21 protein-coding genes and 2 tRNA genes are annotated in these 21420 nt (G+C 63.9%); 13 read left to right on the top strand and 10 right to left on the bottom strand.

Annotation, left to right across the window (positions count from 1 at the left end):
• The first annotated feature begins 12 nt into the window (after positions 1-12).
• The 6 genes from EST26_RS10165 to EST26_RS10140 all read left to right on the top strand — a co-directional run bounded on the left by EST26_RS10165 (position 13) and on the right by EST26_RS10140 (position 7231).
• Positions 13-1362, top strand: a complete 1350-nt coding sequence (locus tag EST26_RS10165; protein WP_291067579.1) for a glutamine synthetase family protein — start codon at positions 13-15, stop codon at positions 1360-1362.
• 58 nt (positions 1363-1420) lie between these two features.
• Positions 1421-2833 (top strand): aspartate aminotransferase family protein, encoded by a 1413-nt coding sequence (locus EST26_RS10160; RefSeq protein ID WP_291067565.1) that lies wholly within the window; start codon positions 1421-1423, stop codon positions 2831-2833.
• 94 nt (positions 2834-2927) lie between these two features.
• Positions 2928-4091 (top strand): extracellular solute-binding protein, encoded by a 1164-nt coding sequence (locus EST26_RS10155; protein ID WP_291067564.1) that lies wholly within the window; start codon positions 2928-2930, stop codon positions 4089-4091.
• A 96-nt stretch (positions 4092-4187) separates the two neighbouring features.
• On the top strand, positions 4188-5282 hold the full coding sequence (gene potA / locus EST26_RS10150) for a polyamine ABC transporter ATP-binding protein (RefSeq protein ID WP_291067562.1): 1095 nt from the start codon (positions 4188-4190) through the stop codon (positions 5280-5282).
• A gap of 119 nt (positions 5283-5401) precedes the next feature.
• On the top strand, positions 5402-6304 hold the full coding sequence (locus tag EST26_RS10145; RefSeq protein WP_291067560.1) for an ABC transporter permease: 903 nt from the start codon (positions 5402-5404) through the stop codon (positions 6302-6304).
• Between the two features lie 66 nt (positions 6305-6370).
• On the top strand, positions 6371-7231 hold the full coding sequence (locus EST26_RS10140) for an ABC transporter permease subunit (RefSeq protein ID WP_291067558.1): 861 nt from the start codon (positions 6371-6373) through the stop codon (positions 7229-7231).
• A gap of 28 nt (positions 7232-7259) precedes the next feature.
• On the opposite strand, the gene EST26_RS10135 is transcribed toward EST26_RS10140, so the two are convergent.
• Positions 7260-8540 carry a glutamate-5-semialdehyde dehydrogenase gene (locus EST26_RS10135; RefSeq protein ID WP_291067557.1) on the bottom strand — a complete coding sequence of 427 codons (1281 nt, stop codon included), beginning with the start codon at positions 8538-8540 and terminating at the stop codon, positions 7260-7262.
• 300 nt (positions 8541-8840) lie between these two features.
• Here EST26_RS10135 and EST26_RS10130 point away from each other — a divergent pair, with 300 nt between their 5' ends.
• Both EST26_RS10130 and EST26_RS10125 read left to right on the top strand, forming a co-directional pair.
• Complete coding sequence (locus EST26_RS10130; RefSeq protein WP_291067556.1) at positions 8841-8999, top strand: hypothetical protein; 159 nt, start codon at positions 8841-8843, stop codon at positions 8997-8999.
• Between the two features lie 12 nt (positions 9000-9011).
• Positions 9012-9515 (top strand): hypothetical protein, encoded by a 504-nt coding sequence (locus tag EST26_RS10125; RefSeq protein ID WP_291067554.1) that lies wholly within the window; start codon positions 9012-9014, stop codon positions 9513-9515.
• Positions 9516-9710: 195 nt separating this feature from the next.
• Here EST26_RS10125 and EST26_RS10120 read toward each other — a convergent pair whose 3' ends face one another.
• The 7 genes from EST26_RS10120 to EST26_RS10090 form a co-directional block, all read right to left on the bottom strand.
• A complete protein-coding gene (locus EST26_RS10120) occupies positions 9711-10598 on the bottom strand; it encodes a carbohydrate kinase family protein (RefSeq protein ID WP_291067553.1) in 888 nt (295 codons plus the stop codon).
• Positions 10599-10613: 15 nt separating this feature from the next.
• Positions 10614-11564: a DUF3426 domain-containing protein gene (locus tag EST26_RS10115; protein WP_291067551.1), complete on the bottom strand. Its 951-nt coding sequence runs from the start codon at positions 11562-11564 to the stop codon at positions 10614-10616.
• 31 nt (positions 11565-11595) lie between these two features.
• On the bottom strand, positions 11596-12480 hold the full coding sequence (prmA, locus tag EST26_RS10110; RefSeq protein ID WP_291067577.1) for a 50S ribosomal protein L11 methyltransferase: 885 nt from the start codon (positions 12478-12480) through the stop codon (positions 11596-11598).
• A gap of 22 nt (positions 12481-12502) precedes the next feature.
• Positions 12503-13852: an acetyl-CoA carboxylase biotin carboxylase subunit gene (accC, locus tag EST26_RS10105; protein WP_291067550.1), complete on the bottom strand. Its 1350-nt coding sequence runs from the start codon at positions 13850-13852 to the stop codon at positions 12503-12505.
• A 15-nt stretch (positions 13853-13867) separates the two neighbouring features.
• The gene (gene accB / locus EST26_RS10100; RefSeq protein ID WP_291067548.1) at positions 13868-14326 is read right to left on the bottom strand and encodes an acetyl-CoA carboxylase biotin carboxyl carrier protein; all 459 of its coding nucleotides are present in this window, start codon (positions 14324-14326) and stop codon (positions 13868-13870) included.
• Between the two features lie 121 nt (positions 14327-14447).
• On the bottom strand, positions 14448-14969 hold the full coding sequence (locus EST26_RS10095) for a TlpA disulfide reductase family protein (protein ID WP_291067546.1): 522 nt from the start codon (positions 14967-14969) through the stop codon (positions 14448-14450).
• Entirely contained in the window at positions 14966-15580 is a 615-nt protein-coding gene (locus tag EST26_RS10090; RefSeq protein WP_291067544.1) for a hypothetical protein, read from the bottom strand. Before EST26_RS10090 ends, EST26_RS10095 begins: the two co-directional genes overlap by 4 nt.
• A gap of 268 nt (positions 15581-15848) precedes the next feature.
• On the opposite strand from EST26_RS10090, the gene EST26_RS10085 reads away from it, so the two are divergent.
• The 4 genes from EST26_RS10085 (at position 15849) to EST26_RS10070 (ending at position 18521) form a co-directional block, all read left to right on the top strand.
• Positions 15849-15938, top strand: a tRNA-Ser gene (locus EST26_RS10085).
• 152 nt (positions 15939-16090) lie between these two features.
• The gene (gene speB, locus EST26_RS10080) at positions 16091-17038 is read left to right on the top strand and encodes an agmatinase (RefSeq protein WP_291067542.1); all 948 of its coding nucleotides are present in this window, start codon (positions 16091-16093) and stop codon (positions 17036-17038) included.
• 2 nt (positions 17039-17040) lie between these two features.
• Positions 17041-18354 carry an FAD-binding oxidoreductase gene (locus tag EST26_RS10075; RefSeq protein WP_291067539.1) on the top strand — a complete coding sequence of 438 codons (1314 nt, stop codon included), beginning with the start codon at positions 17041-17043 and terminating at the stop codon, positions 18352-18354.
• A gap of 91 nt (positions 18355-18445) precedes the next feature.
• Positions 18446-18521: transfer RNA gene (locus EST26_RS10070), tRNA-Phe, on the top strand.
• Between the two features lie 263 nt (positions 18522-18784).
• Here EST26_RS10070 and EST26_RS10065 read toward each other — a convergent pair.
• Positions 18785-19735 carry a hypothetical protein gene (locus EST26_RS10065; RefSeq protein WP_291067537.1) on the bottom strand — a complete coding sequence of 317 codons (951 nt, stop codon included), beginning with the start codon at positions 19733-19735 and terminating at the stop codon, positions 18785-18787.
• A gap of 173 nt (positions 19736-19908) precedes the next feature.
• On the opposite strand from EST26_RS10065, the gene EST26_RS10060 reads away from it, so the two are divergent.
• Positions 19909-21039, top strand: a complete 1131-nt coding sequence (locus EST26_RS10060; protein ID WP_291067535.1) for a Fic family protein — start codon at positions 19909-19911, stop codon at positions 21037-21039.
• Here the strand turns inward: EST26_RS10060 and EST26_RS10055 are convergent.
• On the bottom strand, positions 20920-21420 hold a 501-nt coding region (locus EST26_RS10055; protein WP_291067533.1), incomplete at its 5' end, for an integrase core domain-containing protein. The two genes, EST26_RS10060 and EST26_RS10055, sit on opposite strands and share 120 nt — an antisense overlap.

Here is a 21420-nt window from a genome sequence, read left to right as displayed (position 1 = left end):
AACCGCAAGAATATGAGCTTCAACGACCTGGAGGTCTGGCTCAACCAGCGCCGGGTGACCGAGATCGAATGCCTGGTGCCTGACTTGACCGGCGTGGCGCGCGGCAAAATTTTGCCGCGCGGCAAGTTCACCGAAGACCGCGGCATGCGCTTGCCGCAAGGCATCGTCGGCATGGGTGTGACGGGTGAATTCCCGGACAGCGGCCCCTACTACGACGTCATCGACCCAACCGACCGCGACATGCAGTTGCGCCCCGACCCCAGCACGGTGCGCATCGTTCCCTGGGCCGTCGATCCAACCGCGCAAGTAATCCACGATTGCTTCGACCACGAAGGCAAGCTGGTGCCGTTTGCGCCGCGCAGCGTGCTGCGCCGGGTCTGCGACTTGTTTGCCGCCGAGGGCCTGGAGCCGGTGGTGGCCCCCGAGCTTGAGTTTTATTTGACGGCGCGCAACACCGACCCGAACACCCCGCTGAAGCCGCCCATTGGCCGCAGCGGCCGCGCCGAAACCTCGCGCCAAGCCTACAGCATCGACGCCGTCAACGAGTTCGACCCGCTGTTCGAGGAAATCTACGACTACTGCGACAAGATGGAGCTCAATGTGGACACGCTGATCCACGAGGTGGGCGCGGGCCAGATGGAGATCAACTTCTTCCACGCCCACCCGCTGGGCCTGGCCGACGAGGTGTTCTTCTTCAAGCGCACGGTGCGCGAAGCCGCGCTGCGCCACGATATGTACGCCACCTTCATGGCCAAGCCGATTGCGGGCGAGCCCGGCAGCGCCATGCACGTACACCAGAGCATCATTGACAAGAGCACGGGCATGAACCTGTTCAGCAACCCGGACGGCTCGCCGTCCGAAGCCTTCTACCACTACATCGGCGGCCTGCAGCGCTATGTTCCGGCCGCCATGGTGCTGGTGGCGCCGTATGTGAACAGCTACCGGCGGCTCGCGCGCCACACCGCCGCGCCGATCAACATCGAGTGGGGTCACGACAACCGCACGGTCGGCATCCGCTCACCGATTTCTGCTCCGGCGGCGCGGCGGGTGGAAAACCGCGTCATTGGCGCCGACGCCAACCCCTACGTGGCCATGGCCATGACGCTGGCCTGCGGCTACCTGGGGCTGAAAAACAAAATCAAACCCAAACCCGAGATGAAGGGCGACGCCTATTTGGCGCCCTACGCGCTGCCGCGCAGCCTGGGTGAGGCGCTGGACTGGTTGCGCCGCGAACCCGACTTGCACGAGGTGCTGGGCAAGGAATTCATCACCATCTACAGCGAGATCAAGGAGCTCGAATTCGCCGAATTCATGAAAGTGATTTCCCCCTGGGAGCGCGAACACCTGCTGCTGCACGTATGAGGCACGCCCTGCGGCGCGCAGCCAAGCGCCTTGCAATCTCCACTGGCCCGCACTGAGCATGAACCCATCGAATACCGCCGCGCCCGCCGACACCGCCAGCCTGCAGGCGCTCGACAGCGCGCACCATCTGCACCCGTTCACCGACCACGCGGCGCTCGCCCGGCACGGCGCGCGCGTCATCACCCGCGCCGACAACATCTACATCTGGGATTCCGAGGGCGAAAAAATTCTCGACGCCATGAGCGGGCTGTGGTGCGTCAACGCCGGTTACGGCCGCCGCGAGCTGGCCGACGCGGCCTACGCGCAAATGATGACGCTGCCGTTTTACAACAGTTTTTTTCAGACCACCAACGTGCCCGCGCTGCAACTGGCCAGCAAGCTGGCCGCGCTGGCGCCGCGCAGCGGGGAGCACGCATTCGAGCATGTTTTCTTCACCAGCAGCGGCTCCGAGGCCAACGACACCAATGTGCGTCTGGTGCGCCGCTACTGGGACTTGCTGGGTCAGCCGCAGCGCAAGGTGATCATCAGCCGCCACAACGCCTACCACGGCAGCACGCTGGCGGGCGCATCACTTAGCGGCATGAGCGCCATGCACGCTCAGGGCGACCTGCCGATTCCGCACATCGCGCACATCGGGCAACCGTATTTTTTCGAGCATGCCCGGGCGGGTGAAAGCGAGCACGACTTTGGCCTGCGCGCAGCGCGCTGGCTGGAAGAAAAAATCCTGGAACTCGGCGCCGACCGGGTGGCCGCCTTCATTGCCGAACCGGTGCAGGGCGCCGGTGGCGTCATCATCCCACCCGCGAGCTACTGGCCCGAAATTCAGCGCATCGTCGACCGCCACGGTATTTTGCTGATCTCGGACGAAGTGATCTGCGCCTTTGGCCGCCTGGGCCACTGGTTTGCCTATGAGAAATTCGGCTACCGACCCGACCTCATCACCTTCGCCAAAGGCGTCACCAGCGGCTACATACCGTTGGGCGGTGTGCTGGTGGGTGGGCGCGTGGCGCAGGTGCTGATCGAGCGCGGCGGCGAATTCAGCCACGGCTACACCTACAGCGGCCACCCGGTGGCGTGCGCGGTGGCGCTGGCCAACATCGAGTTGCTGCAACGCGAAGACCTGGTCGAGCGCGTTCGGCACGATGTCGGCCCCTATCTGGCCGAACGCTTTGCAGAGCTCCAGCAGCACCCGCTGGTGGGCCAGGCGCAAAGCTGCGGCTTCGTGGCCAGCCTGCTGCTGGTGCGCCACAAGGCGCCGCTGCACGCATTCGACCCGGCGCTGGCGGTCGGCATGATCTGCCGACGCCACTGTTTCAAAAACGGCCTCATCATGCGCGCCGTGGGCGACCGCATGATCATTGCGCCGCCGCTGGTGATGACGCGCGCCCAGATCGACGAAATGATGGCGCTGATACGCCGCTGTCTGGACGCCACCAGGGACGAACTGCAACACACCGGGCTGCTGGATTGACACTAAAATACCCGTGCCGGTGTGACGCCCCGTCATGGTCGGTCTTGCCTCTTACACGCCGCCTTCCACTCCCCCTGTTTGGAATCTTTCCACCATGAAAAAACATGTCTTGGTTCTGACCCTCGCGGCGCTGCTGCTGAGCGCCTGTGGCAAACAAGAGGAGCCGGTGGCTGCACCCACGGCGCCTGCACCGGTGGTGGCGGCGGCGCCGGCCGCGCCCGTGCTCGATGCCGTGAAAGTGCTCAACATCTACAACTGGCCCGATTACATACCCGAGGGCATGATCGCCGCCTTTGAGCAGGAAACCGGCATTCAGGTCAACTACGACTCCTTTGAGTCGAACGAAGCGCTGCACGCCAAGCTGGTTGCCGGCGGCACCGGCTACGACATCGTGGTGCCTGGAACCGGCTTTGCCCAGCACCAGATCGCCGCCGGCTTCTTTCAGCCGCTGGACAAGGCCAAGATTCCCAATCTGGCCAACCTGGACCCCGAATTCATGAAAAAGGTCGCTGTGGCCGACCCTGGCAACCAGTTCCTGGTGCCCTGGGCCTGGGGCTTCACCACGGTCGGCATCAACCGGCAGAAAGTCGAGCGGGCCTTGGGTGCCACCCCGATCCCGGAAAACTCCTGGGAGCTGGTGTTCAACCCGACCTATACCCGCAAGCTGCGCGGCTGCGGCATCATCATGCTGGATTCGCCACATGAAATCATGCCGGTGGCGCTGCATTACGTGGGCAAGCCCGCTTTCAGCAGCAATCCGGCCGACTTCCAACTGGCGGCCGAGATGCTGGCCAAGGTGCGGCCGGACATTCGCCGCTTCTCCAACACCATGATCGACGACATTGCCGGCGGCGAGGCCTGCGTGTTCGTGGGCTGGTCGGGCGACATCAACATTGCTGCGGGCCGTGTGCTGGAAAAAGGCGGCACCGACCAGATCGTGCCGCTGTTGCCCAGCACCGGCGGCCTGCTGTTCGTCGACGCCATGGCCATCACCAAAGACGCCAGACACCCGAACAACGCCCATGCTTTCATCAACTTCTACCTGCGCGCCGAAAACGCCGCCCGCATGGCGAACGAAATGAACTACCCGACCGGCAACAAAGCGGCGCTGCCGCTGATCCGGCCCGAGATCAAAAACAACACCACCATCTTCCTGGGTGAGCAAGACACGGCACGCCTGGTCCCTGCCGGCGGCTTTGCCCTGGAAGTCAGTGGCGTTCTCAACGACACCTACAACGCCTTCAAACGCGGCCGCTGAAAGCGGCTGTCCTTGCGGGGCGCAGGGCTGTTCATCCGTTGCGGCTGAACAGCCTTTTTTCCGCCCGATCCGATCTTCGAAGAGTAGGAGCAACAAATGGCACAGGCCCCAGGCTTTCTCGTGACCGAGAGGCTGGTCAAGCGTTTCGACGAAGCGCTGGCGGTCGACGAGGTGTCACTGTCCATTGCCAAGGGTGAGATATTTGCTCTGCTGGGCAGCTCGGGCTGCGGCAAGTCCACCCTGCTGCGCATGTTGGCCGGTTTTGAAACGCCGAGTTCGGGGCGCATTCTGCTGGGCGGGCAGGACGTGGCGGCCATGCCACCCTACGAACGACCGGTGAACATGATGTTCCAGTCGTACGCCCTGTTTCCGCACCTGGACGTGTGGGAAAACGTGGCTTTCGGCTTGAAGCGCGAAGGCATGCCAAAAGCCGAAGTCCGGCAACGCACCGAGGAAATGCTGTCGCTGGTGCAACTCGCAGCCTTTGCCAAGCGCAAGCCGCACCAGCTCTCGGGCGGTCAGCAACAGCGCGTGGCGCTGGCACGCAGCCTGGCCAAAAAACCCAAGCTGCTGCTGCTCGACGAGCCATTGGGTGCACTGGACAAAAAGCTGCGCGAACAAACCCAGTTCGAACTGGTCAACATCATCGAGCGCGTCGGCGTGACGGTGGTGATGGTGACGCACGACCAGGAAGAGGCCATGACCATGGCCAACCGCATCGCCGTCATGAGCAAGGGCCGCGTGCTGCAAGTGGGCACGCCAGAGGAAATTTACGAATACCCGGCCAACCGCTTCGTGGCCGACTTCATTGGCAATGTCAACCTGCTCGAAGGCAGGCTCAGCGTCGATGAGGTCGATCGCTGCGCGATCGACACCGGCGTGGGCGAAATCCACGTCGGCCACGGCGTCAGCGGCACCCTGAACATGCCGGTGGCGCTGGCGGTGCGGCCAGAGAAAATTGAAATCAGCAAGCGCCGCCCCGACCAGGCCGGACCCAACCTGTTTCAGGGCCGGGTCAGGGAAATTGCTTACGTCGGCTCGTACAACAGTTACATCGTCGTCACCAGCGACGGCACGCGGGTGAAAATCACCGAGGCCAACACCTCGCGCCAGGAACACTCTGAAATCACCTGGGAAGACGAGGTGTACTTCTGGTGGAGCACCGGCGCCGGCGTGGTGTTGCGCGACTGATAACCAGCGCCGCGCCGCGATCTCCTGCGCCCGATGTGGCCGACCCAGCGGCGCGGTGGATTCGACCCTATGCTTGCAAACGCACACTTGCGCACCCACAGAAATTCAGGAGCAGCACGATGGCTTTGAAATTCTCCATGCCCGGGCGGCGCTTCGTGATCGGCGTGCCCTTTGGCTGGTTGCTGCTGTTTTTCTTTCTGCCGTTCCTGATCCTGCTCTACATCAGCTTCGTCGACATGCGGGGCCAGATTCACCCGTTCCAGCCCTTGTGGGACGCGCAAGCCGGGGTGCTGCGCTTGCGCTATGAAAACTACCTCTCCATTTTTCGCGCCGAGGAAGGCGCGCCGCTGTTTCGCACCATCTACGTCGACGCCTATCTGCGCTCGCTGTGGTACGGCCTGTGCACCGCGCTGCTGTGTCTGCTGATTGGCTATCCGTTTGCCTACTTCATTGCCCGCTCACCCGCGAGCGTGCGACCAGCGCTGCTGCTGATGGTGATGCTGCCGTTTTGGACCTCGTTTTTGCTGCGCGTGTTCGCCTGGAAAGGCCTGCTGGGCGACAACGGGGTCATCAACCGCTTCATGATGGGAATCGGCATCACCGACGAGCCGGTACTGATGCTCTACACCAGCGTGTCGATGCTGGTTGGCATGACCTACGTCTACCTGCCCTTCATGGTGTTGCCGCTGTACGCCAATCTGGTGAAACTGGATTACCGGCTGCTGGAAGCTGCCTACGACCTGGGCGCCACGCCGTTCAAGGCATTTTGGCTGGTGACGGTGCCTTTGTCCAAGACCGGCATCATCGCCGGCTGCATGTTGGTGTTCATTCCTGCGGTGGGCGAATTCATCGTCCCTTCGCTGCTGGGCGGGCCGGAAAACATGATGATCGGGCGCGTCATCTGGGACGAAATGTTCACCGGCAACAACTGGCCGCGCGCCACCGCGCTGTCGGTGGTGATGATCGTGTTGATCGTTTTGCCGCTGGCGATCTACTACCACCGCAGCGGGAAAAAGCCATGACAGCCGATCTGGCCCAGGTGCGGCAACCGGCCTGGCCCGGCGTGGCGCTTCATCGCAGGACTTGAGATGAAACAACTGCTCGAAAAACATTTCGGCCATTTCTGGCTGGCGCTGGTGTTCGCCTTCCTGTACCTGCCGCTGCTGTTCATGATCGTTTTCTCGTTCAACAGCACGCGCCAGGATGCCCGTTTCACTGGTTTTTCGCTGCGCTGGTACGAGGCGCTGTGGCACGACACGGCGCTGATCGAAGGTTTTTTTGTTTCGCTGCAGGTGGCTGCCGTCACCGGCGTGCTCTCCGCCGTGCTGGCCACCTTCAGCGCCTACGTGCTGGTGCGCTACCGCCGCTTTGCCGGGCGCACGGCTTTTTCAGGCATGGCCAACGCGCCGCTGGTGATGCCCGAGGTCATCATCGGTCTGTCGCTGCTGCTGCTGTTCGTCGGCATGCAAAATGCTTTTGGCTTTCCGCAGCGCGGCATGCTGACCATCATCGTCGGCCACACCTTGCTCGGCATGGCGTACGCGATGGTGGTGATTCAGTCGCGCCTGCTGGAGATGGACCGCTCGATCGAAGAGGCCGCCTTGGACTTGGGTGCGCGGCCGCACGAGGTGTTTTTTCTGATCACACTGCCGAATATTTTTCCGGCCATTCTGGCGGCTTTTTTGCTGGCCTTCACGCTCTCGTTCGACGACGTGGTGATTTCCGAATTCCTCTCCGGCCCGGGCGTCAACACCTTGCCGCAGGTGATCTTTGGCTACGCACGGCGGGGCATCAACCCGACCGTCTACGCCGCCGCCACGCTGCTGATTGCCACCGTGACGATCGTGATCGTCAGCTACGCGCTGTGGGTGGCACGCGCGACCCGCCAGCGCGAGCGCGAGATCGCTGCTGCGATGCGCGCCGAGACGGCGGCACTGACGGCGCCTTGAGCGCTGCCGACGGCCGCTGTCTGGCCGCTCAGCCGCGCACTTCGCCCGCGCCCAGCACAACAAATTTGAGCGAGGTCAGACCCAGCACGCCGACCGGCCCGCGGGCGTGAAACTTGTCGGTCGAAATGCCGATCTCGGCGCCCAGCCCGTACTCGAAGCCGTCGGCAAAGCGGGTGCTGGTGTTGACCATCACGCTGGCCGAATCGACTTCGCGCAAAAACCGCTGCGCGTGCACGTGGTGGCTGGTGAGAATGGCCTCGGTGTGGTGGCTGGAGTAGCGGTTGATGTGCTCGATGGCCTCATCGAGGCCCGCCACCACCTTGATGCTGATGATGGGCGCTAGGTATTCCTCGCTCCAGTCTTGTTCGCTGGCGTCGCGCAAGTCGGCCGCGCCGAGACTGGACAACAGCGCCCGTGCCTGCGGGCAGCAGCGCATCTGCACCCCCTTGGCGGCGAAAATGGCACCGATCAGGGGCAGAAATTCAGCCGCCACGCCGTGCGCGACCAACAGGCTCTCGGTGGCGTTGCAGGGACTGTATTTCTGTGTTTTGGCGTTGTCTGTCACCCGCACCGCCAGCGCAAGATCGCACGGGTCGTCGACGTAGGTGTGGCAGTTGCCGTCCAGGTGTTTGATCACCGGCACCTTGGCCTCGCGGCTGACGCGCTCGATCAAGCCCTTGCCGCCGCGCGGAATGATCAGGTCCACGTACTGTGGCATGGCCACCAACTGGCCGACGGCGGCGCGGTCGGTGCTGGCAACGAGCTGCACCGCATTCTCCGGCAGCCCGGCGTCCGCCAGCGCCTGGCGCACCAGCGCAGCCAGCGCGGTGTTGGAGTCTATGGCCTCGGAGCCGCCGCGCAAAATGGCCGCGTTGCCGCTCTTGATGGCCAGTGCAGCGGCTTCTATGGTCACGTTCGGGCGGCTCTCGTAAATCATGCCGAACACGCCGATCGGCACGCGCATCTGCCCCACCCGGATGCCGCTGGGCATTTGCTGCAGACCCGAGATTTCTCCAATGATGTCGGGCATGGCGGCGAGCTGCTCGCAGCCCTGGGAGCAGGTTTCAATGATTTGCGGCGTGAGCTTGAGCCGGTCGACCAGCGGCTCACTCAGGCCGGCGGCGCGTGCGCGCTGCAAGTCTTTGGCGTTGGCCGCCTGCAAGGCGCTCTGCTGGGTGCGCAGCAAGGCTGCCAGAGCGCGCAGGGCCTGCGCCTTGGTCGCCGCGCTGGCCTGCGCCAGCAGCGTCGATGCAACCTTGGCCTGCCGACCCAGGGTGTTCATGAGTTCTGTGGTTTGGATTGCGTTCATGGCAGCCATTTTCGCATTGCCGCGTCGCGCTGGCGCGGCGCGGCTGCGACGCCGGGGCGGTGGCTGAGAGGGTCGCATCAAATGCGTGCTGCTTGGCTTGCAGCGGCTGAATTTCCTATCCAAAAGGGCGTGCATGCGCTCAGTCGCGGCAAGCTCCTGCGCTTCGCAAGAGGGAAAACCCCAGTTGTTGATGGCCCCAAAAAAAGGACAATGCCCCGCACCCATTGCGAGGAGAACCCTCATGGCAACCGTCGTCCGTTTTTTGATTTTGGCCCTTGTTTAAACCACTGGAGACTTTTCATGACCAGAAACTGCTCTCGTTTTTTTTTGCTGCTCTCGCTGCCCCTGTATGCTTCGGTGGCGCAGGCGGGAGCCAGTCTGCTTGTCGACAGTGCCACCATCACCGCCGCCGGCCATTGCCAGGTCGAGTCTTGGGTGCGCATGCATTCGCCCGAATAGGAATGGACGGTAGTGCCCGCGTGTCATTTCGCAGGCACCGAAGTCGCTCTCGGCTACAGCTATTTCACTCACCCCGGCTCGGCTGATCGCTGGAATCTGGGCGTCAAACGTTTGTGGCGCGATTTCGATGCGCATCCGTGGGGTATCGGTTTCGCGCTGGGTGCTGAGTGGGACGGAAAAACCAGCGAATCGCCGCACTGGTCGGCCAAGGTTCCGTTTAGCATGGCACTAGACCCGGATCGTCGCCTGGTGCTGCACGCCAACTTCGGCTGGTCCAAGCCCCATGCGCAACCCGGAGCAGTCACGGGGGGAGTCGGCATCGAGTGGGCAGCAGCCAAGGCCTGGACCGTGCTGGCCGAAGTGGCTGGCGATCATCGCGGCGACGCTGCCGGTCAGTTCGGCGTGCGCCATGCCTGGAGCGAATCGACTTCGGTCGGCTTGCTGGTCGGCCACCGGGACGGACTCGAAAGTGGTCCTTGGCTGACGTTTGGGCTCAACCTTGCGTGGCCGCACTGATCCCTGGCGCCTGCGGCGCTGAGTTGCTTCGGTCTGCGCAGGCCTAGCCGAAAGCCGCAGCGCACAATGCGGGTGTTGTGTTGCGAGCTATTGCTCCGGCCCGGTGAAGCATCAACCGTTCGTCCTGAGCTCCGTTCGTCCTGAGCCTGTCGAAGGGCTCAGCCCGAACGGAGCTCAAGACTTCTCCGGGCCGGATCAATACGTCAAGCGGTAGTTTTGACCACCGCGGGTTGCAATCTTGGCTGCGCCCAGGCGGTTGCCGAGTTCGGCGCAGCGCAGCAGCGGCCAGCCCTGCTCCAGGCCGTACAACAGGGCGGCGCGAAAGGCGTCGCCGCAACCGGTGGGATCGACCACCGCGCTGGCAGCCACTCCTGGCAGCACGGTTTTTTCCTCGCCCTGCCAGACTTCGCAGCCGTGCGCACCCAGGGTCACCACCAGGCCTTGCACCCGCGCGGCGATGGCCGGCAGCGACAGCCCGGTGCGGTCGCACAACATGCGCGCTTCGTAATCGTTGAGCGCAACCCAACTGGCCAGCTCGATGAACTGCGCCAGCTCGGTGCCGTTGAACATCGGCAGCCCTTGGCCCGGATCGAACACGAACGGCACGCCGGCGGCGTGCAATTGGCGGGCGTGGCTGAGCATGGCTTCGCGGCCGTCGGGTGAGATGATGGCCAGAGCCAGGTCGTCGCGCTGCGGCACCGGGTTGTCGTGCGCCTGCGCCATGGCGCCCGGGTGAAAGGCGGTGATTTGGTTGTTGTCGCGGTCGGTCATGATCATGGCCTGCGCGGTGTAACTGTCGGCCACGGTTGCGACGTGCCGGGTATCGACGCCCAGCGCATGCAGCCGCTGCAAGTACTCTTGCCCGTCACTGCCCAGCGTGGCCAGCGGCACGGCCTGCGCACCCAGTTGGCCCAGGCCGTAGGCGACGTTGCCAGCGCAGCCGCCGTATTCGCGGCGCAGCCCAGGCACGAGAAAAGAGACGTTCAGAATGTGCAACTGCTCGGGCAGTATCTGCTCGGCAAAGCGACCCTCGAAGCTCATGATGGTGTCAAAGGCGAGTGAGCCACAGACGAGAATCGACATATTGAATTTCCAGGTTCAGGGGTAAAAAATCAGAGCCCGATAGCCCGCCATCGGCACTTCGGTGCCGACGTCTATCGTCAAGCGCAGGCTGATGGCGACCGTGCCCCGGGCCGGCAGCAGCGGCGCAGCGTCTGGCATGTCGGCGGGCAAGAATACACGCCGCGCAATCACTGTATCGCGCGCGTCGGTCAGGCTGAGTTCGAGCGCGGGCAGCGCCAGCGCGATTGCGGCGGTGTTCTTGAGCACCAGATCGAAGACGTATTGGTTGTTGTTGCTGCGGCGCAGCAAGGCCGTGCTTTCGATGACGATGGCGTCTATGCGTTGCACCGGAGCAAGCGCGCAGCCCAGCGGCGCACACAAGCGGTTCAGCCAGGGTTCCCAGCCCGGCTGCCAGACGGCCAGTCGGTCGCGCTGGTGCAACAGCGATTGACCCGCCAGCAGCAAGCCAAGCAGCAGCAACAGCGCCATGAGCAGGGCGCGCGCGCCGGGCGAGCGCCAGCGCGCGCGCTGGCGCGCCTGGCGCACAAAGCCGGGCTCCGCTTCCAACGCGGCTTCGGGTTCGGGTTGCCACTTCGGTGTGGGAGCGGGAGTGAGCCGATCGGAAGCCGGGTGGGGTGCTGGCGCCAGCCTGGGCTCGATCGATAAAGACGCAGCATCGGCCTGCTGCGCGCCAACTGGCGCTGGCACCACCAGGGCTGCCAAGGGCTGCGCTTGGACCCGAGGCTGTGCGGCTGGTGCGGCTGGTGCGGCAGCAAGGTCAGCAGCAGCGTCTTCGTCGGGCTCGACTGGCCGCTGCGCCGCGCTTACGGGGGCCGCCGTGGTTTCGTCCCAGGCTTGCACATGAGGCCTGGCGTCGAACACGTCGGCGCAATGCCCGCAGCGCACCCAACCGCCGGATATCTTCAGTTGATCTGGAACGACCCTGAACACCGTCGCGCAGGCTGGGCAGCGGGTGGTCAGTCGCATGCGCCAATCGTCCCGAGCGCGGCCCGCTGATTCAAGCCTTGAGCGCGGTCATGAGAACCCAGCCCTCGGCCTCGTCGCTGACTTGCAGGTTCAGCCACGGCGCATAGGCTTTGCTCAGCTCCTTCGTCTGTCGAACCAGAATGCCGGCCAGCACCAGGTGGCCACCCGTGCGCACGTGGGCGCACAGCAGCGGTGCCAGCAGTTTGAGCGGCGTGGCCAGAATATTGGCCAGCACCAGGTCGAACTCCCCCTGGGCCAGCTCGGGCTGACCCACGCTCAGCGTCACCTGATTGGCGCTGGCGTTGTAGCGGGTCGACTCAACTGCCGCCGGGTCGATGTCGACCGCCACGATTTCGCGCGCGCCGAATTGGGCCGCGCCAATGGCCAAGATGCCCGAACCACAGCCGTAGTCGAGCACGCGCTGTGCGCCCCAGGCGCGCTGCGCGATCCAGCGCAGGCACATGCGGGTGCTCGGGTGGGTGCCAGTCCCGAAGGCCAGCCCCGGGTCGAGCCGGATCAGGTGCCGGGCCTGCGGCGGCGGATCGTGCCAGGTGGGCACGATCCAAAACGAGGGCGTGATCGGAACCGGGGCAAACTGCTCCTGCGTCAGCCGCACCCAGTCTTGGGGCGCAACGCTGCGCACGTCCAGCAACTCGCAGCCGGCAAAGAAGTCTTGCAGCGCCAGCAGATCGGCGGCGGCGTGTGCGGCAGCGGCGCTGGAAAACAGCGCCAGCAGGCGCGAGTGCTGCCAACCCTGCCGGGGTGCTGGCAGGCCGGGCTCGCCGAACAAGGGCTGCTCGGCATCAGTGAAGGCGTCGGCGTCTTCCACTGAAACGCTGAGCGCGCCTTGCTCCAACAAGGCATCACCCACCGGCTCCAGCGCCGCCGCAGGCACCCGCAGCACCAGCTCAAACAAGGCCCCTGGCTCGGAGGACAGTTCAGCGTTCACGCCGGGCCAGCCATTCTTCCAGGTAGTGAATATTGGTGCCGCCAGCCACGAAGCTGGCATCCACCATCAAATCGCGGTGCAGCGCAATATTGGTTTTAATGCCTTCGATCACGGTTTCGGCCAGCGCCGTGCGCATGCGCGCCAGCGCCTGTTCGCGCGTATCGCCGTAGACGATGATCTTGCCTATCATGGAGTCGTAATTCGGCGGCACGAAATAATTGGCGTAGGCGTGCGAGTCGACCCGCACACCGGGGCCGCCGGGCGCGTGCCAGGTGGTGATGCGCCCGGGCGACGGGGTGAACTTGTAGGGGTCTTCGGCGTTGATGCGGCATTCGATGGCGTGGCCGCGAAATTCCAACTGGCGCTGCGTGAATGGCAGCTTTTCTCCTGCAGCCACCGCGATCTGGGTGCGCACGATGTCGACGCCCGTGATCCATTCCGTCACCGGGTGCTCGACCTGTACGCGGGTGTTCATCTCGATGAAGTAGAACTCGCCGTTTTCAAACAGGAACTCGAACGTGCCAGCGCCGCGGTAAGCAATTTTCTTGCAGGCGCTGGCGCAGCGATCTCCAATGCGGTCGATCAAGCGGCGCGCAATGCCGGTCGCCGGTGCTTCTTCAATCACTTTCTGGTGCCGTCGCTGCATCGAACAGTCACGCTCGCCCAGATAGACCGCGTTGCGATGCTGATCGGCCAGCACCTGGATTTCGATGTGGCGCGGGTTCTGGAGAAACTTCTCCAGGTAGACCTCGGCGTTGCCAAATGCGGCTGCGGCTTCGGCCTTGGTGGTTTGCACCGCGTGCAGCAGCGCCGCTTCGGTGTGCACCACGCGCATGCCGCGTCCGCCGCCGCCGCCAGATGCCTTGACGATGACCGGGTAGCCGACCGATTTGGCTATGCGTCTGACCTCGACCGGATCATCCGGCAGCGCGCCTTCGGAGCCGGGCACGCAGGGCACGCCGGCCCGGATCATGGCCTGCTTGGCCGAGACTTTGTCGCCCATCAGCCGGATCGACTCCGGCGTGGGACCGATGAAGGTGAACCCGCTTCTTTCAACCCGCTCGGCAAAGTCGGCATTTTCCGACAGAAAACCGTAGCCCGGGTGAATCGCCTCGGCGTCGGTGACTTCAGCCGCCGAAATAATGGCCGGCATATTGAGGTAACTCTGCGCACTGGCAGCCGGCCCGATGCAGACCGCTTCGTCGGCCAGGCGCACGTACTTGGCGTCGCGATCTGCCTCGGAGTACACCATCACCGCCTTGATGCCCATTTCGCGGCAAGCGCGCTGCACCCGCAACGCAATCTCCCCACGGTTGGCAATCAGGATTTTCTTGAACATGCGCAAGCAGCCTTTTCACTCGATCACGTACAGGGGTTGGCCGTATTCCACCGCCTGCGCGTTTTCCACCAGAATCTGGGTCACGATACCCGACTTGTCGGCCTCGATTTCGTTGAGAATCTTCATGGCTTCGACGATGCAAATGGTCTCGCCGGCCTTGATCGGGTCGCCCAATTCAACGAACGGCTTGGAGCCCGGGCTGGAAGCGCGGTAGAAAGTACCGACCATGGGCGACTTGACCACGTGACCGGTCGGTGCGGCTGGCGCCGCCGGCACGCAGGGTGCGGCCAGCGCAGGCGCAGTTGCAGCGGCCAGCCCCGCAGCCGCCGGCGCTACCGGGACCGGTGCAGCGACGTATGCGCTCGGCGCGCTTTTGACGATGCGCACCTTGCCCTCGGCCTCAGTGATTTCGAGTTCGGACACGTTGGACTCGGAAACGAGATCGATCAACGTTTTCAGTTTTCTTAAATCCATGACTTCTCCATCGAAACTTGGTCAAGTTGATCTAAGTGTATTCAATTTTCGCAAACCAAAGCTCAGCCAATCAACCGGCGGGGGCAGTGTATCCGATCCGACCAGGTCAGCGATCGGCCTCTCAGCCCCCTTGTGCCCACTCGTTCAGGTCGGATTGTGAGACTTTACCGACCTTTCGGTGCAAAACCGCTCCCGATGCAGAAAACACCACCGTGAATGGCAAAGCACCGCTGGCGTTGCCCAGGGCGCGGCTGAGTTCGATGCCGGCCAGGCCCGCAACGCCAACCGGAAAATCCAGTGGCAATTTTTGCGTGAAGCTGCGCACCGCTGCCGGCTGGTCGACCGCCAGACCCAGCACCTGCCAGCCGCGGGCGGCGTGCGCGCGGTAAAACGCGTTCAACAGCGGCAGCTCTTCGACGCAGGGCGGGCACCAGGTGGCCCAGAAATTCAGCAACAAGGGCCTGCCGCGCCAGTCGGCCAACTGCAAAAGCTCGCCGTTGGGGCCTTCAAATTGGCTGCGCCAAAACGTCTGCTGGGCAGCGTCGTGCAGCGGAGCAGGCCGATAGCGCCACCAGGCGGCACCCGCCCCGGCGAGCGTTGCGGCGCCCGCCACTGCCGCCATCCAGCAAGTGCGCCGCCTCATGGTCGGTCGTCCTCGATCTGCTGCAAGCGGCTGCGCAGGGCTTGCGCGTCGGCGCGCGGTTTGCGCCCCTGCGCATCGGGCTTGAGGGCGCCGCGCAACCGATCCAGATCACGCAAGCGAAGCAACAACTGCGTGTCCCGGCCCAAGCCGATGCAGGGCGTGCGCAGGCACAGCGTCGCAGTCAACTCGCCGGGGCGGGAACTGACGCGGTAGTCCAGCCGCTGATCGATCAAGGCCCATTCGGCGCTTTTCGGGTCGTCGCAAAACAACTCCAACTCGATATCGCTGTGCCGGGTCGCGCTGCCGTGCCAGACCGATCCGCACAAATGCGGGCGAAAGCGCGCCAGGCGCTCCATCCAGTGCAAGGCCGTTTCACGCAGCGCCTTGAGCTCGGCCGCCTGGCTGGGTGCGCAGTACAGCGCAATGTGCGCACGCACGGCAGCCTCCAGCGCGGCGTCATCGGGCAAGGCGGTATGCGCGTCCAAGCCAAGCTGGCGCAGCGCCCGTCGCTTGGCACTGGCATACGCCAAGCCGTCCTCGACCACCAGGCAGGCCGCAGCAACAGCTATTTCCTGCTGCAGATTCGAGCGCACCGCGTCGATGGGTTTCATGGGCTGATTGTGCCCGCAGCCCGATCGGCTGACCAGCCGCTTGCAGCGCCCAGGCGCAATCGACGCGCAGGCGGATGTCAATGGATTAAAATCCGGCCCGCACAGCCAGCGCCGCAAGCTGTTGGCCGCTGCCGCAGCGATTTGTTTTGGCAGGCGCGCCAAAGTGCAGCGCTTGCAGCGCTGCGGCAAGCGCTGCGCAAACCTCATTGGTTGTTTTATAAGGCTTTTTGCAGTCTTTTGCGCAAACCCCTGGGGCAGGGAAAAATCTGGAAGCGTGGCCGAGTGGTTTAAGGCAGTGCTCTTGAAAAGCACCGATGCAGGAATGCATCCGTGAGTTCGAATCTCACCGCTTCCGCCAGATACAGAATCGACCCCCAAGGCCGGCAGCACTTTTGGCATGGCGGGCTTGGGCTGCGCCGCCCCCTGCGGCAAGGAGCCAGACGCGGCAGCGAACGCAGGCGTCAAAGCCGCGTGCTATGTTGGGCGTCTCGCCCACCCCAAGGAGCAGCCATGAGCTACGGACTTCCGGCTTACGCCAACAGCAGCAACCGCTTTTTGGCGGCGGCTGAGCTGCATGAGCAGCCGTTTGCCATCGTCGGCGTGCCGTTCGACGGCGCCGTCAGCAACCGGCCCGGTGCGCGCTTTGGCCCGCAGGCGATTCGCGCCGCCAGCCTGATGCTGTGCGACGGCATCCACCCGCTGTTCAACGTCTCGCCCATCGACCAGTTGGGCGACGCGCTGGATCTGCCTTTGCCCAGCGCCTCGCCGCTGCCCGAGCTGCGCCGCTTGCTGCAGGCCCAGGCTGCGCCGCTGATGGCGCGCCACCACTGCGTGTTTCTGGGCGGCGACCATTCGGTCACGCTGGCGCTGCTGCGCGCGGCGCAGGCACAAAACGGCGGCGCTCCGCTGGCGCTGCTTCACTTCGACGCCCACTGCGACACCTGGAGCGACCACTTTGGTGAACCCTCGGGCCACGGCACCTGGACCTACGAAGCGCTGCACGAAGGGCTGGTCAGCCCGGCGCACACGGTGCAGATCGGCCTTCGCTCCAGCGGCAGCCGTGCCGCGCGCAACTACGTGGTCGATCAGGGCGGGCAGATTTTTGACGCCCGCGCGCTGCGCGGCCTCGACGGGGCGGCGCTGCAGCCGGTGGTTGCAGCCATCCGCCAGCGCATCGGTCAGCGCCCGTGCTACCTCACGCTCGACATCGACTGCCTAGACCCGGCCTTCGCCCCCGGTACCGGCACGCCCGAGCCCGGCGGCCTGAGCAGCTCGCAGGTGCTGACGCTGATCGAAGAGCTGGCCGACCTGAACTGGATCGGCATGGACTGCGTGGAAGTCGCCCCCGCCTACGACCACGCCGAAATCACCAGCCTGGCGGCGGCCACCTTCGTCTGGACATATTTGAGCGGCCAAGTGGCGCGGCGACAAGGCTTATTACCCGCGGCCGGAGCCTGAGCATGTGGCCACGCTCGCTGCGGGCACTTGATGCCCAGCTCAACCAGAGCAACTACTACGAAGCCAGTGTGAAGCGGCCTGCGGCTGCTTCACCCTTGCAATCTGCGCTGCAGGCCGATGTGCTGATCGTCGGAGGCGGCTTGGCCGGCCTGAGTGCGGCGCTGGAGCTGGCGCAACGCGGCCTGCAGGTGGTGTTGCTGGAGGCCGCCCGCGTTGCCAGCGGGGCCAGTGGGCGCAACGGCGGCCAGGCCATTGTCGGCTACGCCTGCGGGCAAATACCTTTCGAGCAGCAACTCGGTGCGGCTGATGCGCAGCGCGCCTGGAACCTGTCGCTGCAAGCCCTTGATCTGATCGATCAGCGCATTGCCGCGCACGGCATCGACTGCGACCGCGTGCACGGCTACACCTATGTGGCTGACTCGGCGCGCAAGGCGCGCGCCTTGCGCCAGGAATGCGACGAGCTGCAACAGCGCGGCGTGGCGTGTGACTGGGCCGAAGGCGCGCAGGTGCCCCGTCTGATCGACAGTCCACGCTACCGGGCGGCTTTTTTTGAACGACGCTCGGGTCATTTGCAGCCGCTGAAGTACGCCCTGGGAATCGCGCGTGCCGCCCGAGCGGCCGGGGTGCAAATTTTTGAGCATTCGCCCGTGACCCAACTACGGCGTGGCGCCACGCTGGTGGCGCACACCCCGCACGGCATGGTGAAGGCACGCTTTGGCGTGCTGGCCGGCAACTGCATGCTGGCCGAACACGGCCCCGGCGTGGCACCCGAGATTGCGCCGCGCATCATGCCGGTGGGCACCTACATCATTGGCACCGCAGCACTCGATCCGGCCTGCTGCGAACGCCTGATTGCCGCTGGCGCGGCGGTGTGCGACAACAATTTCGCGCTCGACTACTTTCGCTTCAGCCGGGACCACCGCCTGTTGTTTGGCGGGCGCGTCAGCTACACCGGCCGCACGCCGGCCCAACTGCAACACCTGCTGCGCCAGCGCATGCTGCGCGTATTTCCGACGCTGCAAGAACTGCCGGTGCAATTCGTCTGGGGCGGCTTTGTCGACATCAGCATGAATCGTGCGCCTGACTTTGGCCGGCTGGGCGACAACCTGTACTACCTGCAAGGCTTCAGCGGACACGGCCTGGCACTCACCGGGTTGGCCGGTCAACTGGTGGCGCAAGCGCTGGCGGGCCAAGCCGGGCACTTTGACCTCTTTGCCCGCCTGCAGCACCGCAACTTCCCTGGCGGGCCGCTGCTGCGCACGCCCACGCTGGCGCTGGGCATGTTGTGGTACCGCCTGCGCGACGCCCTGGCCTAGCGCGCCGGGTTTTTTTGTGGCAGCGGACAATTGACTGCGCGCCTGAGTATCAAACCGGGGCGCCCATGCTGATACAATCGCCCTTCTGTTTGGCCCGGTAGCTCAGTTGGTAGAGCAGCGGATTGAAAATCCGCGTGTCGGTGGTTCGATTCCGCCCCAGGCCACCAAAATTCAGCGCCCAACTGTTCTCAGTTGGGCGTTTTCATTTGTGCTTCCCGCATGGCACGCGGGGTTCCCGCACATTCTGCGTGTGCGCCCGGGGTCCTATGGCCTGGCAGGAAAATCCCCGGTTGCCCTCCGTTCCGCCCTCTCTTCTGTCGAAATCGGCGCTAACTTCTTCGCCGTGGCACACGCACATGGACTTTTGCGACCATGATTTGCGCGCGTGCCATTGCCATTCGTTGTCGGCTGGGCTTGGAGCAGCAATCCATCACGCCAACACAGCCGCCGCGCAAGGCATGGAATACAAGCCTGCGCGCTGCTGCGTGACAACGAGTGCTCCGTAGGCCGCCAGTCGAGCCTCGTGCTCCGGCTTGCCCTTGTCCTTCGACTTGATCTTGAATAGGTCGATTGGCTTGTCGCTCTTCTGGCCGGCGCGCTGCATGATCCTTTCGCCGTCCACCTCGGCTCCCTTGAACGACCACAGCGACTCGAACACCTTGGCCTGACCATCGGTGAACCGGATCGGCGTGGCCTGCACGTCCGGCAGCGTCGCCCACTTGAAGTCCGCCGAGAATGGCCTGTTCACAGGTGCGGCCGGATCGGCCACTGCTGGCGCTGCAGACGGTACCGAAGGGATGAATGTGATCTCGCCGCCATAGAACATGAATCGTTCTTCCAGCGCCAGCCATTCCACGCCCGAGCCGAAGGGCGATCCGCGAGTCGTGCGCGGCTTGGGAGTGATGACCCGGATGCTGCTGCCCGCCACGCGCACACGATCCAGCAAGTTCGGCTCATGCAGCACTCGCGTCAAATCTCGGGCCAGCAACACCGGAGAACGGCGGGCGTCACCAATTCGCCAGGCTCCGTCGCCCAAGTCATCGATGTCGTCGCGGCTCTCGATGTCGAGGGCGAGGCGCATTTTCTGCCGCAGCCAGTCTTCATCCAGGGCCAACGCCGCACCGTCGATTGCTTCGACGGGCACCTGGCCACAATCCGGGCACCGGCAGATCCGGCCGCCCCGAGCATCACTCCAGACCTGCGCCCGGTGCTGCTGGCAGTGGGGGCAGAGCACAAAAGACTGATCCACCACTGTTGGCCTGACCGCTTTGCCGAGCACAGGCAAAGCCGATACCTCGCGTGGCGACAGCGTGGAACGCAGCACCGGCGTGCCGCCCGCGAACAGGCGGCAAACCAAGGCCCAGGCGTCGTGCGTCGCCATTGATCAGTCCTCGAAGGCCGATGATGAACTGACCGCGTCGGTTTCAGGCGGTTGTTCGGGCCCTGAGTCTTGAGCAGTTTGCACCGAGCGTGTGCGGAGAATGGCGTGTTTTTGGCCGCATACTATGCGGAGATTGTCTTGACTGTGCGGCGAATGCCGGCCACAATCACCGCATGAAAAGCGAAGATAACCGCTACATCTGGCAGCTCAACGACTGGCCACACTGGGTTTATGACCGTCAGCGGCTGACGCCTGTGCTCGTACAAGTGTACCGGGCTCAAGGCCATCTGTTGGGGCGCATGCACGATTTGGGTCTGGATCTGCGAGACCAGGCCACGCTGCGTGTCCTGACCGAGGACGTGCTCAAGACCAGTGAGATCGAGGGTGAAAAGCTCAACCCCGACTCGGTCCGCTCGTCGATTGCCAGGCGTCTTGGTGTCGACATCGGTGCCCTGGCTCCGACGGACCGACAGGTGGACGGCGTGGTGGACATGGTGCTCGATGCAACGCAGCGGCACCACGAATTGCTAACGCAGGAGCGCTTGTTCGGTTGGCACGCCGCGCTGTTCCCCACCGGTTACAGCAGCCTGACCAAGATTCGTGTCGGGCAGTGGCGCGATGATGCGCAAGGCCCCATGCAGGTGGTCTCGGGCCCCATTCATCGACAGAAGGTTCACTATGAAGCACCGCCAGCACACCTGCTGGATGCCGAGATGCTGGACTTCCTGAATTGGTTCAATGTGGATCAACACGACGATCCGGTGATCAAGGCGGGTCTGGCACACCTGTGGTTTGTGACCATCCATCCCTTTGAAGACGGCAACGGCCGCATCGCACGGGCGGTAGGTGACATGGCACTGGAGCGCGCCGAGCAGTCGACACAGCGGTACTACAGCCTATCGGCGCAAATCCAGCGCGAGCGCAACGACTACTACGACCGCCTCGAAGCCACGCAAAAAGGCGACATGGATGTCACCGGTTGGCTGCAATGGTTTCTGGCCTGCCTGCTGCGGGCCGTACAAGGGGCCGAAGAAACACTGGCGCAGGTGTTGGCCAAGGCACGGTTTTGGCAACACTGGGCCGGCATGCCGATGAACGATCGGCAGATCAAACTGCTCAACAAGTTGCTCGATGGCTTTGACGGCAAACTGACTAGCAGCAAGTGGGCGGCCATCGGAAAGTGCTCACAAGACACGGCGCTGCGCGACATCACCGAACTGTTGGAACTCGGTGTCCTCAAAAAGTCTGAGGCCAGTGGTCGCAGCACCAGTTACGAGTTGATGCTGGACGCTCCGATGTTGTGAACGCAGACATGTGTCAAGTTCCGCCTGTTTATAGACACGCTTGATGAAGAGTTCCGGTTTTTTCTCGCGCCAGGACTTGAGGGCATCGACCGGTGAAAGATGTCCAAGCGAGCGCTGCGGGATGTGGTGGTTGTACGTAAACATGTAGTTGTTCAAAGTCGCATCGAGTTCGGCGGCCGACGCGAACCGGGTTTGCTGGACAAGCTCACTGATGCGGCCATTGAAGCGCTCGACCATGCCATTGGTCTGCGGATGACGCGGTGGAGCCAGACGATGTTCAATGTTGAGGTCTTGGCATTGTTTGTCAAAGACATGCTTGCCCGTAGGCTGCTTGTTTTTGCTGGTGAAGCGGTCGGTGGACTGCGTCCCGTTGTCTATAGA

Origin of the sequence: Hydrogenophaga sp. (assembly GCF_014773545.1) — a bacterium.
Classification (GTDB): Bacteria; Pseudomonadota; Gammaproteobacteria; order Burkholderiales; family Burkholderiaceae_C; genus Hydrogenophaga.
The sequence above is the reverse complement of the archived record's forward strand: the minus strand, read 5'-3'. Positions and strand labels throughout refer to the sequence as shown.